The sequence below is a fragment of the Pseudomonas sp. Ma2-10 genome (assembly GCF_054330215.1).
Window position 1 is genome coordinate 257250 of sequence record NZ_JBTEYL010000004.1, and the last position, 13778, is coordinate 271027.

Annotated in this window: 16 protein-coding genes, 1 tRNA gene and 3 pseudogenes; 7 read left to right on the top strand and 13 right to left on the bottom strand. The window is 54.6% G+C overall.

All coding sequences use genetic code 11. The annotated features are described in order from the left end of the window. Positions 1-20 precede the first annotated feature (20 nt). The gene (thrH, locus tag ACXPVS_RS08320; RefSeq protein ID WP_458509497.1) at positions 21-638 is read right to left on the bottom strand and encodes a bifunctional phosphoserine phosphatase/homoserine phosphotransferase ThrH; all 618 of its coding nucleotides are present in this window, start codon (positions 636-638) and stop codon (positions 21-23) included. A gap of 173 nt (positions 639-811) precedes the next feature. On the opposite strand from thrH, the gene ACXPVS_RS08325 reads away from it, so the two are divergent. Together ACXPVS_RS08325 and ACXPVS_RS08330 are read left to right on the top strand one after the other, a co-directional pair. Further along, on the top strand, positions 812-1552 hold the full coding sequence (locus ACXPVS_RS08325; RefSeq protein ID WP_458509498.1) for a phosphoadenylyl-sulfate reductase: 741 nt from the start codon (positions 812-814) through the stop codon (positions 1550-1552). Between the two features lie 84 nt (positions 1553-1636). Then, a pseudogene (locus ACXPVS_RS08330) lies at positions 1637-1725 on the top strand (aspartate/glutamate racemase family protein); the annotation flags it as partial. 16 nt (positions 1726-1741) lie between these two features. Here ACXPVS_RS08330 and ACXPVS_RS08335 read toward each other — a convergent pair. Both ACXPVS_RS08335 and ACXPVS_RS08340 read right to left on the bottom strand, forming a co-directional pair. Further along, positions 1742-2356 carry a YitT family protein gene (locus tag ACXPVS_RS08335; protein WP_458509499.1) on the bottom strand — a complete coding sequence of 205 codons (615 nt, stop codon included), beginning with the start codon at positions 2354-2356 and terminating at the stop codon, positions 1742-1744. Positions 2357-2500: 144 nt separating this feature from the next. Next, positions 2501-2707, bottom strand: a complete 207-nt coding sequence (locus ACXPVS_RS08340) for a hypothetical protein (protein ID WP_458509500.1) — start codon at positions 2705-2707, stop codon at positions 2501-2503. Positions 2708-2972: 265 nt separating this feature from the next. On the opposite strand from ACXPVS_RS08340, the gene ACXPVS_RS08345 reads away from it, so the two are divergent. Continuing rightward, positions 2973-3719, top strand: coding sequence for a 3-oxoacyl-ACP reductase family protein (locus ACXPVS_RS08345; protein WP_458509501.1), 747 nt, complete (start codon positions 2973-2975; stop codon positions 3717-3719). Positions 3720-3789: 70 nt separating this feature from the next. On the opposite strand, the gene ACXPVS_RS08350 is transcribed toward ACXPVS_RS08345, so the two are convergent. Next, a complete protein-coding gene (locus tag ACXPVS_RS08350; RefSeq protein WP_458509502.1) occupies positions 3790-4485 on the bottom strand; it encodes an HAD-IA family hydrolase in 696 nt (231 codons plus the stop codon). A 260-nt stretch (positions 4486-4745) separates the two neighbouring features. Between ACXPVS_RS08350 and ACXPVS_RS08355 the strand changes: the two are divergent. Next, positions 4746-4946 (top strand): annotated as a pseudogene (locus tag ACXPVS_RS08355) (hypothetical protein); the annotation flags it as partial. A 154-nt stretch (positions 4947-5100) separates the two neighbouring features. Here ACXPVS_RS08355 and ACXPVS_RS08360 read toward each other — a convergent pair. The 9 genes and pseudogenes from ACXPVS_RS08360 to ACXPVS_RS08400 form a co-directional block, all read right to left on the bottom strand. Next, positions 5101-5280, bottom strand: coding sequence for a hypothetical protein (locus ACXPVS_RS08360; protein ID WP_458509503.1), 180 nt, complete (start codon positions 5278-5280; stop codon positions 5101-5103). A gap of 106 nt (positions 5281-5386) precedes the next feature. Next, positions 5387-5575 (bottom strand): hypothetical protein, encoded by a 189-nt coding sequence (locus tag ACXPVS_RS08365; protein ID WP_458509542.1) that lies wholly within the window; start codon positions 5573-5575, stop codon positions 5387-5389. Between the two features lie 128 nt (positions 5576-5703). Beyond that, a complete protein-coding gene (locus ACXPVS_RS08370) occupies positions 5704-6132 on the bottom strand; it encodes a glycine zipper domain-containing protein (protein ID WP_458509504.1) in 429 nt (142 codons plus the stop codon). Between the two features lie 182 nt (positions 6133-6314). After that, positions 6315-6686 (bottom strand): bacteriocin, encoded by a 372-nt coding sequence (locus ACXPVS_RS08375; RefSeq protein ID WP_458509505.1) that lies wholly within the window; start codon positions 6684-6686, stop codon positions 6315-6317. A gap of 608 nt (positions 6687-7294) precedes the next feature. Further along, a complete protein-coding gene (locus ACXPVS_RS08380) occupies positions 7295-7615 on the bottom strand; it encodes a YbjQ family protein (RefSeq protein WP_458509506.1) in 321 nt (106 codons plus the stop codon). Between the two features lie 929 nt (positions 7616-8544). Then, positions 8545-8832 (bottom strand): annotated as a pseudogene (locus ACXPVS_RS08385) (cell envelope integrity protein TolA); the annotation flags it as partial. 464 nt (positions 8833-9296) lie between these two features. Continuing rightward, positions 9297-9839, bottom strand: coding sequence for a hypothetical protein (locus tag ACXPVS_RS08390; protein ID WP_458509507.1), 543 nt, complete (start codon positions 9837-9839; stop codon positions 9297-9299). 760 nt (positions 9840-10599) lie between these two features. Next, a tRNA-Ser gene (locus ACXPVS_RS08395) sits at positions 10600-10689 on the bottom strand. A 93-nt stretch (positions 10690-10782) separates the two neighbouring features. Beyond that, a complete protein-coding gene (locus ACXPVS_RS08400; protein ID WP_185049171.1) occupies positions 10783-10932 on the bottom strand; it encodes a hypothetical protein in 150 nt (49 codons plus the stop codon). Between the two features lie 64 nt (positions 10933-10996). On the opposite strand from ACXPVS_RS08400, the gene ACXPVS_RS08405 reads away from it, so the two are divergent. The 3 genes from ACXPVS_RS08405 (at position 10997) to ACXPVS_RS08415 (ending at position 13756) form a co-directional block, all read left to right on the top strand. After that, on the top strand, positions 10997-11686 hold the full coding sequence (locus ACXPVS_RS08405; RefSeq protein ID WP_458509508.1) for a crotonase/enoyl-CoA hydratase family protein: 690 nt from the start codon (positions 10997-10999) through the stop codon (positions 11684-11686). Positions 11687-11899: 213 nt separating this feature from the next. Next, positions 11900-12622, top strand: coding sequence for a lysophospholipid acyltransferase family protein (locus ACXPVS_RS08410; protein ID WP_458509509.1), 723 nt, complete (start codon positions 11900-11902; stop codon positions 12620-12622). Between the two features lie 162 nt (positions 12623-12784). Further along, on the top strand, positions 12785-13756 hold the full coding sequence (locus tag ACXPVS_RS08415; RefSeq protein ID WP_458509510.1) for a magnesium and cobalt transport protein CorA: 972 nt from the start codon (positions 12785-12787) through the stop codon (positions 13754-13756). Positions 13757-13778 lie beyond the last annotated feature (22 nt).

Here is a 13778-nt window from a genome sequence, read left to right on the forward strand (position 1 = left end):
TGGTGAACGAGCAGCGGTAGTTACAGGCTCAACGCCCGATTCGAAGCCTTGATGAACTCCTGCTTCAACTCTTCAAAGCTGTGCACCGCCGGAAACTGCGGAAACTCGCGAATCACATTGTCCGGCGCATGAAACAAAATCCCCGCATCCGCCTCGCCCAGCATCGTGGTGTCGTTGTAGGAATCCCCCGCCGCGATCACCCGGTAGTAAAGGCTCTTGAAGGCCAGCACCGACTGGCGCTTGGGATCTTTCTGACGCAATTGATAGCTCGCCACCCGCCCGGAATCGTCCGTAATCAGACGATGGCAGAGCAAGGTCGGGAAGCCCAGTTGACGCATCAACGGCTGGGAGAACTCGTAGAACGTGTCCGACAGAATGACCACCTGAAAGCGTTCACGCAGCCAGTTGACGAACTCGATGGCGCCATCCAACGGTTTCAGCGTGGCGATCACTTCCTGGATATCCGTGAGCTTCAAGCCGTGCTCGTCGAGGATCCGCAGACGCTGCTTCATCAGCACGTCGTAGTCGGGGATGTCCCGGGTAGTCGCCCTCAGGGACTCGATCCCGGTTTTTTCGGCGAAGGCGATCCAGATTTCCGGGACCAGCACACCTTCAAGATCCAGACAGGCAATTTCCACAAGACACTCCCATTTGTAATGATTGTTGAGTCGAGCAAGCAAAAGGACTGCCGAACTCTAGCGACTCAGGCTGACCGGTGCAACGCAGAGGGCGCGCCAGCGGCTGCAGGATTTTGTTACCATCAGCCCTATATAGAGCGCCCAGCGCCACCGACCTGTAGGAAGCCGCCCTGATGAGTCCAACGTTCGACGTCGTGGAACTTGCCACGACCTATGCCAACAAATCCGCCCAGGACATCCTGAAACTCGCGTTCGCCGAGTTTGGCGATGACCTGTGGATCTCTTTCAGCGGCGCCGAAGACGTGGTGCTGGTGGACATGGCCTGGAAGCTGAACAAGAACGTCAACGTGTTCAGCCTCGACACTGGCCGCTTACACCCCGAGACCTACCGCTTCATCGATCAGGTGCGCGAGCACTACAAGATCGACATCGAACTGGTGTCGCCGGACTACACCAAGCTCGAACCTTTCGTTAAGGAAAAGGGCCTGTTCAGTTTCTACAAGGACGGCCATGGCGAATGCTGCGGCATCCGCAAGATCGAGCCACTGCGTCGCAAGCTCTCGGGTGTGACGGCCTGGGCCACCGGTCAGCGTCGGGATCAGAGCCCTGGAACACGCAGCGCCGTCGCGGTGCTGGAAGTCGACACCGCGTTCTCCACTCCAGAACGCACCCTGTACAAATTCAACCCGCTGGCACAAATGACCAGTGAAGAAATCTGGGGCTACATCCGCATGCTGGAACTGCCCTACAACAGCCTGCATGAGCGCGGGTTTATCAGCATCGGCTGCGAGCCGTGCACCCGCCCGGTGCTGCCGAACCAGCATGAGCGGGAAGGTCGCTGGTGGTGGGAAGAAGCGACGCAGAAAGAATGCGGGTTGCATGCGGGGAATATCATCAGTAAATCCAAGGCGTAACCTCCTGCCTCGAAGAGGTGTACACACGAATGTCAGCCTAAGCTCCATTTGTGTGTGCACTTTTTTCAGCGCCCGAATAAGGCGCGGTTGGGATTATCGACGTCCAAAGTGCGGACCCGTGCAACGCCGCGGCCGAAGAAATTATTGGCTGGCCGGGGCGGTTTGGGCGCTGAGCCTTTGCGTCAACCGTCACGCTGCGTAGCGATGAGGCCGATGATTCATCGCGATAATCAGATTCAACACCACCGCTCCCGCGATTGAAATGATGAGCGCTTGCATAGTTACTACGTACAGCGAAGCGAACATGACCACAACATCCACGACCATTTGTAATTTGCCGGCACGTATACCGAATCGGTCCTGCAGGTAGAGGGCGAGGATGTTGACCCCTCCCAGGCTCGCCTTGTGCCGGAACAGCACAATGAACCCCAATCCCATGATCAGACTGCCGAACAACGTGGCATACATCGGCTGGAGTTGATCAATATGGATAAACCGCAAATGCAGGTCAGTGAACAGCGACACCCATGCGACGGCACAAAAAGTCTTGAGGGTGAACGCCCAGCCCATGCGCCGCATGGCGAGGTAATAGAACGGTAAATTGATGAAGAAGAAAGCCGTACCGAATGAGACACCCGACGTGTAATGAATGAGGAAGGCTATCCCCGCCGTACCGCCAGTGAGTGCACCCGCCTGGCGTAGCAACATGATCCCGAACGAGACCATCAGCGTACCAACCAGCACGGCCAGAACATCTTCTAGCAGGGTGTGTTGCACACGGGGAGTTGTAGTGACTTGGACCATACAAAATGCTCAATCGCAGGAAGTTTCGGGGCAAGATTGATCTTTGGTATCCGAACCAGAATCCGGCCACTCAAGATCAACAACTCACGCAAGAACAATAAAAACGAAGGCAATTGAACACATATAATTATTATCGATGCGCCATTAACGCACACTTAAGTAAACAATACCCACCTCCAGCATAGTCAGCACGCACGCGACGATGCCGGCCCGTTGCAGGCCGGCCTTCAACCAGCTATCCCTCAGACCTGAACGCGTATCGTCCACGCCGACCGGGCATTTGGAATCAGCCAGACAGGCCGCAAAATGCTCGGCACTTTGTTCAAGGTTGCCACCGAATACTTCAAACATAAGAATCACCCCGTGGGTGCGAGACGATTTTGATTCGTTTCGCTGAAGGTAGGCTTGAACTTATATAAGTCATTATTCATGCCAACCATTAACTGTCTATTTATCAATAGATTGAAATTACCAGGGTGATTTTAACTACAATACACCGGGTCAAAAAAACCCTGACGCAGGGTATTAATGACCCTGTATAACCTGTAGCAGACTACCGAATCGATACTAGGCTTTATCAACCGACGCATCTCGCCTCGGTACTTTGGAGATCGATATGACTACTCAGAACCTCAGCGGCAAAGTGGCTTTGATTCAAGGCGGATCCCGCGGTATCGGTGCCGCCATTGTCAAACGCCTGGCTGCTGAAGGCGCGACAGTCGCCTTCACCTACGTCAGCTCAACGGCCAAAGCCGAAGAATTGCAAAACAGCATCATCGGTAACGGCGGCAAAGCCCTCGCGATCAAAGCTGACAGCGCCGACGCCGAAGCCATCCGCAACGCTGTGACCGCCACCGTAAAAGCCTTTGGTTGTTTGGACATCCTGGTCAACAACGCTGGCGTGCTGGCCGTTGCACCGCTGGAAGATTTCAAACTCGAAGACTTCGACCAGACCCTCGCGATCAACGTGCGCAGCGTATTCATCGCCACCCAGGCCGCCGCCAAACACATGACCGAAGGTGGTCGCATCATCAACATCGGCAGCACCAATGCCGACCGCATGCCCTTCGCCGGCGGTGGCCCGTACGCCATGAGCAAGTCGGCGCTGGTCGGCCTGACCAAAGGCCTGGCGCGCGACCTCGGCCCGCGCGGCATCACCATCAACAACGTGCAACCGGGCCCGGTCGACACTGACATGAACCCGGCCAGTGGTGACTTCGCCGAAAACCTGATCGCGTTGATGGCGGTGGGGCGTTACGGCAAAGCGGAAGAAATCGCCAGTTTCGTCGCCTACCTCGTCGGTCCGGAAGCCGGCTACATCACCGGCGCCAGTCTGACCATCGACGGTGGTTTCGGCGCCTGAGGTTATCAATCACGCATAAAAACACGCCGGCAACCCTGATCAGGTTGCCGGCGCTTTTATGTGCGCAGCTTTAAGCCCATTCGAGCGCTGGCAAACCGCAGGCGCTTGGCTTAAACGCCTTCAGCGTACGAAGAATGCCATCGGCGTGTGCGTACTTTTCATCAGCCATCGCCGCATCCGGGATCGCAATCGCAGTCATTCCCGCCGCTTTCGCCGCCGTGACACCGAACGGCGAATCCTCGAACACCAGGCAATTCTCAGGCGCGACCCCCAAGCGCCGCGCGGCCGTGAGGAAGATATCCGGCGCCGGTTTAGCCGCGCCAACTTCCGGATCATCAGCCGTCACGATGAAATCGAACAGTGCGAACCAGTCGCGGTGCAAGGTGGTTTTCTGACCGAACGATTGACGCGAAGAACTGGTGCCCACCGTGATCGGAATATTGTTGGCCTTCAAGTGTCGAACCAGCTCCTGTGCGCCAGGCATCGCCAGCGCTGTAGGAAAACGCTCGCGCATCAACGGTTCGCGGATCACCAGAAACTCTTCGGCGGTAATCGGAAGGTCTAGCGCCTCGACCACATAACGCGCCAGATCACCCGCGCCGCGGCCGATGATGTTCTGCTTGACGCTCCAGTCAAAAACCCGACCGTAACGCGCGGCAATCATGGACGTGACTTCGGTGTAAATGCCCTCGGTGTCCAGCAACAAGCCGTCCATATCGAATATCACGGCCTTGATCGGGCCACATTCATTCAGCGGTGCATTCATCGCATCTGATCCGTTTTCTAATGACATCCCGAGGCGGCTCAGGTACAGCCGGGGCCGCGATCGATTAAAGGATTCAGCAGCATAGCGAGCGCGGCAAGCATAGGGCAACGGCCAATGCCTGATCGGCACTAAAACCTGCGCCGAAGTGCTCTCCGTCATTTAACGATTCCCCTACACAAAACACCTACTTCCCGACTTTTTTTCACCTCGACCCCACGCAGAGTCCCGCGTTCTGAATTGATCCGCGCGCGAGACTGTGGATGTTCGTACCTGACAAGGTCCTGGCCTTGAATAACACCCTCGGGCTGCGGGTAGTCGCCGCGTGCCCGGCCGGCGACCCGTTGACTCGGGTGCATATGTTTGAGGCGGCGCGTTTCGTGCCGATCGGCAATACGCCGGTGAGGCTTGACCCATTGCTTTGCGACATGGCGGGAGAGCAGACGTTTGGCGAGCCGATGTATTGAGCCGGCCGACAACACGCCGATCCCGCCAGGGTCGTCAGGTTTGATCTGATCATGGTGTATCTCCTTCAAAAAGTGCGTACCTGATGTCTGGCAACGACCACTTTTTAAGGGGGCTCACCATCGACGAGCGGCACTGCGCCACATCGTAGGTTCAGCTCGGGTCATCAGGGTAAGCCTCCACATCCCCACGCTTCACTTCATCAGACGGCAACTGCTTTACAGCGGTGTCGTGATCAGGCGGACGTTGATCACGACTTAGGGAATCGGTCGGTGAAGGCAACGAATATTCGGAGGTATCGTCGATGTCGGAGTCTTTCCGATCAGCGCTCATAAGGCACCTCACGGGGCCTGAAAACCAGGCCCCGAAGTACCGAGGATTGCGCCCTGCATTGCGTTCGATCACAGAGACGATCGGTCGAATCCGTTGCACAGCAGGGTCAATCTTCGTCCTCGTCCTCTTCCTCGCCTTCGAACTCGATATTTCCGACGTCGCCCGCATCATCGGAATCATTGAGCGGCACCGTTGCGTCATCCATCAGTGAGCCAGGGTCTTCGTTCCCCGGATCGTTAATGAACGGAAGCCCGCTCGGGCCTTTTTCTTCCTTGCCTTCGGTTTCAGGAGTAATGGCATACCTCACAACATTCTGGGGTGTATGAAGTTCGAGGCGACGTACGACCAAACGTTCCAGAATCCTACGACCAAAAATGAAAAACCCGGCGCGGGGCCGGGTTTTTGGTGTCGCTCGATGTCGAATCAGTGATGTTTGTTCTTGTGCTTGTTTTTATGCTTATGCTTGTGGCCGCTACCGGAGTGCGAACTGCCGCTATCGTTACCCAAGTTGTTGCCTACCGCCCCACCCGCCGCGCCGCCCAGGCCGGCGCCAATGGTCGAACCGGTAGAACCGCCGAGGCTATTGCCGATCACCGAGCCACCAGCCGACCCCAAACCACCACCAATAGCCGCTTCTGTGCGACTGCCTTTGTTCGCGCCGACCGCGCTACCTGCCGCGCCGCCTACACCGGCGCCAATCGCGGCACCCGTGCTGCCGCCCATTTGCTGGCCGACCACGTTACCTAGCGCACCGCCAATACCACCGCCAACTGCAGCGGTGCCGTCACCGGCGGCCATTGCACCTTGAGCGACCAAAAGTCCCAGAACCAACGTGGACAATGTCATACGCATGATATGAACCTCTAAATTCCGTATCGGGGGTAAGAGAACGTGTTACGGATGGCGTGAGTCTAGCTTTTTCATCACGCCAACGTTGATCGTTGGACAGCTGTACATTCGAAGAACGCGAACAAGAAATATCCAGATACGAAAACCCGGCAGCAAGCCGGGTTTTTTGAGCTGATCGATCAGGATCAGTGACGCTTGTGACCTTTGGCCAGGTTGCTGCCCACGCCGCCGCCCAACGCACCACCCACGCCTGCGCCAATGGTCGAACCGGTCTTGCCGCCCAGGCTGTTGCCGATCACCGAACCGCCAGCTGCGCCAACACCACCACCAATAGCGGCTTTAGTGCGGCTACCTTTGCGTGCGGCAACAGCGCTGCCGGCCGCGCCCGCTACACCAGCACCAATCGCTGCACCGGTGCTGCCGCCCATGCTCTGGCCGACCACATTGCCCAGCGCGCCACCCAAACCACCACCAATGGCGGCAGTGCCATCACCCGCAGCCATCGCACCTTGAGCAACCAAAAGCCCCAAAACCAAAGCAGGCAGTGTTAAACGCATGACAAGAACCTCAAAAAAAGGGGTAACCGAAAGGGGCGAGATTGAATGCTTTAGAGGAGACAACGTCCAGACACGCACGGGTACAACCTCGCAATAGGCGACGGTTGGACAGCGTTTATAGAAAAGGTTTTATGACAGGCAAAAAAAAGCCCGCTGGGGAACGGGCCAGGTACTGCTTTCTAACGGATGAGTTGAGCCTACGTAGGCAGGTGTGAAAACTTTGTGAAAATGAAAACCCCGCTCAATGGCGGGGGCTGTCCGGTTGTCGCTTACTTCCTGGAAGGCGCCGTCACCCTCTTTGGCAAGAAATTCGCCTTTTCGGTTCGGGGCACCTTGGATTTTACTTTGGCGACCTGGTCCCGGTCTTCGCCAAAGCCCGACACATACTCCGCTTGACCACACTGCACGCAACTGTTGATCGGAAACTCAGACCCGTCTTCTTCGATATACGAATCAGCCATACCTTTCCCCTCTCAAAAAAAGGGTCGACACCGGCAAGCCCTATTTGCCTGAAAAATATCGACCTTCAACGCTTTTGAGACTAGTCAGTCATTACTGGACCTGTAGTTCAGATTATTGCATCCCCGACGAACGGCCTCGTCACACACTCACCTCAACTTGACCGCCGTACCGGTCACGAACACCACCACCATCCCGCCCTTCCCGGCCGGCATGCTGATCTCATAATCAAGCCCCACCACCGCATCAGCCTGAAGCGCCCGCGCCCGTTCTTTCAACTCGTCGGTTGCCTGAATCCGTGCTTCCTTCAGCGCTCGCTCCAATGTCTGGGAGCGCCCACCGAAAAAATCCCGCATCCCGGCGAACATATCGCGGATAACGTTGACACCCTGCACCGACTCGGCGCTGACGATGTCCAGATAGGCGGTGATTGGTCGGCCTTCGATAGTGTGGGTTGTGGTGGTGATCATTAAATTTCCTTCTTCATGGCCCGGGGGTAATTACCCAAGGCAACCTGGACAGATGTTGAGCCAACGCATCAAACGCCGGCAAGGTGACCGGATCGTTAGTCGAGACTGGCGACCGGCAGGGATTTATCCCAGGTCATCGAAGCGCACGGTGCGATCAGCAGATGGTGGCCAGCCGACCATCCTGCCTGATTTCGCGGGGTCGCTGGCTATGGCATCGGGGAAAGTCTTATTCATTGATGCGGTGGAGTTGCCACAGCCACCGGATACCAAAAAGTGTCACAGGTCGTCTTCCCAGCCTCGGCGTTCAGCCTGGCTGCTTAGCCATCAGCTTGACGATCGCCACATGAACCTTTTCCAGTTCTGCCGGTTCCATGATGGATTCCTGCATAACGTGCGTGCGTGAGTAGCATTGAGTTCCAAGGAAGACGTCTTTGAAGGTCTGTCATTCCACTTAACAAGACTCAATGCGTAATTGCTTGGACTTGACCACCGATTTGCATTGTCACTGACCAGTCAATTGCATCCGTGCTGACCAACCGTTTGCATTCAACTTGACCAGCACACGCGTAGTGATGACCGGCAGAGAACGGCCCAGAGCGTGTAAAAACGCTTCGCCAAAATTGAAGTGCGCGCGTCTACGTTAAATCTGAAATTTATCGGCACGTCAGCCGATGTGGAGTTCGCGTAGAAGCGCGATTTACAGTCCGGTTTGGGGATGTTGGCCTCTGCATTGTCTGGCATGGTGATCATCCTTGAGTGGGTGGTGATGGAATGTTGGCTGCCGGGATTATCGAACGAGCAGAGTTTTGATTGTCCAAGCCCTTGCGGAAAGACGCTGAGGGGTCGCCAGGGGTTATTTGGCTATGGTGACTCCCACCATGTGCGGCCAATTCGTCGACGCACCCGACGCGCATGCCGGGTGCCATTGATTACAAGGCTAGATCTCCAGGTGAGAATGTCAGCTTGAATGAACGGTATGGCTGGAAATCACTCGGTTTGAGTTTCTGCATTTCCGACAAGCGACCGATACTTTTGACTGCCGCTACCACCGAGTTATCGTAAGGAACATCTCCACTGGACTTGGCGACATTGACTGACCTCATCGTGCCGTCCTGCACCATCTCAACCTGTACCACGACCACCATGCCATTTCGCGCCGACGGTGGGCGAGCCCAGTTTTCAACTACTCGCGCTATGATCAAATCATCAATGCTATTCACTATCTCAGCGTAATTTGACGTTACAGGACTAGCTAGACTTGGCTGTTGTACTGGTTTCTGGGCGAGGTACAGTCGGCGAGGGGATGCATCGATTTGGGCAGACTTATTAGCGATGTCAGCAAATGAATTTGTCGCCAAGGTCATTCCAATGATGCATCCAGAAAATATCTTTTTAGCTTTCATGTCGCTACCGCAGAATTGATGGGTTGATGATGCGGCAAGCATATGATGATGGCATAATGCCCGTAAAGAAAGTTTTGCAGTTACTGACGATGACTGTCTAGTCAATCCACCCAAATACATTCCAGTGATATTTGTTACCAGTCAGCGGGTACCCAAGCATGACAACATAGAAGCAGCACAAATATAAGTTATGTTAATTCAAGGCACACCTGGAACAGCCTATAAAAGCCACTGGAAGGCTAAAACACAACACCAGTACAACCCCGCAGGGTGACCGCTCAAATCGCCTCACATAGCACGCTAGAGACCGTACACGGCAACATAACTACTGATGACACATCAACCAATTGCATGAGTTCAAAAACATCAACAGTCGCGATACTATCATTCGGATGTTGGTCGAGTATTTGTTTCCGTAAACCAGGTTTACCAGCGAGCTTCCATTCTTTCAACGCACGACTGACAACGCGGCAAGAACTCCAAACTTGACCTGTATCGGCCTTGGTTGCGACCTTAGCCAGATAGGTCATCCATTCAAAATAGCTATCTTTTTCTTCTAAGGTCCAAAGGTGATGCCCAAAAGGGTCAATATCAGGGCATATAACCTCGTAGTTCGCTAAAAAACCGCCAGTAAATAGCCGGGCCATGAAGTGCTCAAGACTTGATCTCCGATCCCACCTGTCGTCCAGTATTATAGCAACGTGATAGTGTAACCCTTCTCCACCCTCATCGTATTCCACGACCATTAAGCGCATTGGCACGTAGTCGGATTTTCTTTTGAAGAAAGTAGAAAGGCGAGCGCTGAATTTACGGCTATCCATTTTCTCTGTAAACCTAAGCCTAACATGATATCCGCGTTGTCTAGCGTAGGCTTTAGTGCACCTATATACCATCACATGCAGCGTTTCTATGATCTTGATTAACGATGGATATTCAGCGTTACACTTGACTGAGACCCCCATGAAGCGATCCTGGAGGTAATATTTTTTATTGTTTGACATGATGACTTTTCGATTAAATCTATTTCCTAGCTGGATGAATGAAAGAACACCTTAAAATTACATAACACCAATTCGATCAGCCCTGCATTCAACTGCATTACACAAGATACTACAGAGAAGTAAATATCCCACCCACAGAATATAGCCAACGCCCAGCAGTACGCGGGATTGGGGAATATTTCAGTGTTTGCAAGTCAAACTTGTTTAGACCGAAGTCCATGCACGAAAAATAGCGCTTTTGAATTTTATACAATTATTTGCTGGGAGCGTAACCACCCCAACGAAAAGTTAAAAATCACGCTTTGAAGGACGAGTATACGTTCCATTATACGGCCTGACCGACCCTATTCTAAACACTTTGTAGAAATATCCTTAGAAAGCCCTGCAAAGCGGATATCAATACACCGCCGACAGTCGGAAAGAAACCACCTTTGCGAAGACCCAGGACGAACACATTCGCAAACCGAGTCTAGGAAGCAGATGATCCGACTTAACCGCCGAAAACAGTAGTACAAAGGAGTAGTACAATCGGAAAGCAAAAAACCCCGCAAACCATTGATTTGCGGGGCTTTTCTAAATGTGGCGGTGAAGGAGAGATTCGAACTCTCGATACAATTTCTTGTATACACACTTTCCAGGCGTGCTCCTTAAGCCACTCGGACACTTCACCGTATCTCGTCAAACATGTTCTGTCTGTCGAGGCGCGCTAATGTAGTCGAAAGCTTTTCCGATGGCAAATTTTTTTTGCAGAATTTTCATGCGGTTAGCGTTTTAGTCGTTCGAGCAGGTTCCAGTCCATGGCAAACCCGCCAATCTCCGGCTTCGCGCCCTCCTCTATATAGAGGGGAATGCGCGGCTGACGTGGCGGGCGACGCTTGCCGGGCGGGGAAAGGGTGACTGGGCGGTCAGTCACGGTGCTTTACCTGGCCTGCGGCGGTGGGTAACGTCTGCCCTACTTTATTGAAAGGAATAGCGTCATGAGTGAGTTGATTTCCTACCATCTCGAAGACGGTATCGCGACCCTGACCTTGAGCAATGGCAAGGTCAATGCCATCTCTCCGGACGTGATTGTTGCGTTTAACGCCGCGCTGGATCAGGCGGTGACTGATCGTGCGGTGGTGATCATTACCGGTACACCCGGGATTCTGTCGGGTGGTTATGATTTGAAAGTGATGACCTCCGGCCCTAAAGAAGCCGTGGCGCTGGTAACGGCCGGTTCGACGCTGGCCCGTCGTCTGTTGGCGCACCCGTTCCCGGTGATCGTCGCGTGCCCTGGGCATGCGGTGGCCAAGGGCGCGTTCCTGTTGTTGTCGGTGGATTACCGCATTGGTGTCGACGGCCCGTTCAGCATTGGTCTGAACGAAGTGCAGATCGGCATGACCATGCACCACGCCGGTATCGAACTGGCCCGTGATCGTCTGCGCAAGTCGGCGTTCCACCGTTCGGTGATCAATGCCGAGATGTTCAATCCGCAGAGTGCCGTGGATGCCGGTTTCCTCGACCTGGTGGTGTCGGCCGAAGCGCTGCAAGGCGCGGCGTTGGCGGCGGCTCGTCAGTTGAAGAAGATCAACATGATCGCTCACAAGAACACCAAGCTCAAAGTCCGCAAGGCGCTGCTGGAGACGCTGGACAGCGCGATCATCCAGGATCAGGAGGTTTTGGTTTAAACCCAAACGTGCCGTACCGAAAAGCCCGACCGCCGTGTCGGGCTTTTTCTTACGCGCTCCGTTTAAAAGCCTACAAGCGCTCTAGATCGCGCCTGGCCCACAAGTCGGAAACATGCGCTCAAACATCGCCCATCTCCCACCTCTATAGTGGTAATTGCCGAAAACAGTGCACATCCGTACACTGCGCCACCTTTTGTCCCGGTGGGTCTGTAAATGCTGTTTGTGTTTCGTATGTTATTGATGGGCTTGCACTTTATTCTGGCCGGTGTGCTTGGGGTGATTCTCGGCCTGTGCCGACCGTTCAATCCTGACAACAGCCGTTTGTGCGCGCGTCTTTATGCATGGCCGGCGATGTGCATTTTGCGTCTACGGGTGAAGGCCGACGTCAGACCGCTGATGGATAAACCCGACAGCTGCGTGATCATCGCCAACCACCAGTCCAACTACGATCTGTTTGTGCTCGGCAACGTGGTGCCCCGCCGCACCGTGTGTATCGGCAAGAAGAGTCTGAAGTGGGTGCCGCTGTTCGGTCAGTTGTTCTGGCTGGCGGGCAATGTGCTGATCGATCGCGGCAATGCGCAGAAAGCGCGTCAGTCGATGCTGACCACTACCCACACGTTACAGAATGAAGACACGTCGATCTGGGTGTTCCCGGAAGGCACGCGCAACTTGGGCGAAGAGTTGCTGCCGTTCAAGAAAGGCGCCTTTCAAATGGCCATTGCCGCCGGCGTGCCGATTGTTCCGGTGTGCGTCAGCAGTTACGTTAAACACATGCGATTGAACCGTTGGCGCAGTGGGAAGATTCTGATCCGCTCACTACCGGCGATTCCTACGACTGGATTGAGCCTGGATGACATGCCGCTGCTGATTGCCCAGTGCCGCGAGCAGATGCGCGAGTGCATCGCGTCGATGGATCGGCAACTGCAAGCCGATTAAAAGAAACCCGCCCGGCGCGGGTTTTCTTTTGCCTGCGAGTTTTTACCAACGAACTCAACAGATTTCACTGACTCTCATGCAGCAGACAGGGCTAAGCTGGTGACTGCCTGCCAGTTCCCTCTTTGCTAATAGAAAGCTGCCAATAAGAAGTGAATCACTATCATGGGTAGAGTTGTTGCTGCTGCGGTTTACAGCGCCGGTAAGAAAGTCACCAATATCACCCTCGACGAAGGCGCTGCCTGGGCTGCAAAGCCTGGCCACTTTGTGTGGATCGGCCTTGAAGAACCAAACGCTCAAGAGCTTTTCAATCTGCAACGCCAGTTCAACCTGCACGAACTGGCCATCGAAGACGCCCTGGAAAAGCACAGTCGACCGAAACTGGAAACCTTTGGCGATGCGCTGTTCATCGTCACGTATTCGCCGATCCGGCATGAAGGCAAACTGCAGTTCATCGAAACTCATATCTTTGCCGGAAATGGGTACATCATTACCGCACGCAACGGCCACTCCGCGTCCTACGCCCATGTGCGACAGCGCTGCGAGGCGCGCCCGCTGTTGCTGGAGCACGGGGAAGATTTCGTACTCTATGCCATCCTCGACTTCGTGATCGAAAACTACCAGCCGATGGGCGAAGCGATCCATGCCGAGATCGATGCGCTTGAGATCAACGTGCTGTGTAGCCACCTCAATGAACACGACATCCAGAAGCTCCACAGCTTGCGTCGCGATGTGTTGCGCTTACGCCGTTATGCCGCGCCGATGGTAGAAATCGGTGAAGAACTGCAAAAGCTGAACTTTCCGTTTATCGACAAGAACATGCGCCCGTACTTTCGCGATGTGCAGATCCACGTCACGCGGCAGATGGAAGACCTGACAACCCTGGCGGACATTGCCAGCCAGACCATTGAGGTTGGGGTGTTGCTGGAAGCGTCACGCCAAAGCGTGGTGCAGCGCAAGTTTGCGGCGTGGGCGGCGATTCTGGCGTTCCCGACGGCGGTGGCGGGGATTTACGGGATGAACTTCCAGAACATGCCGGAGTTGAGTTGGCAATACGGGTATTTCGCGGTGTTGGGGTTTATTACAGTGGGTTGTGTGGGTTTATGGGCGAGCTTCAAGAAATCGGGCTGGCTTTAGCCGCTCGCCACAGATTGGTTGT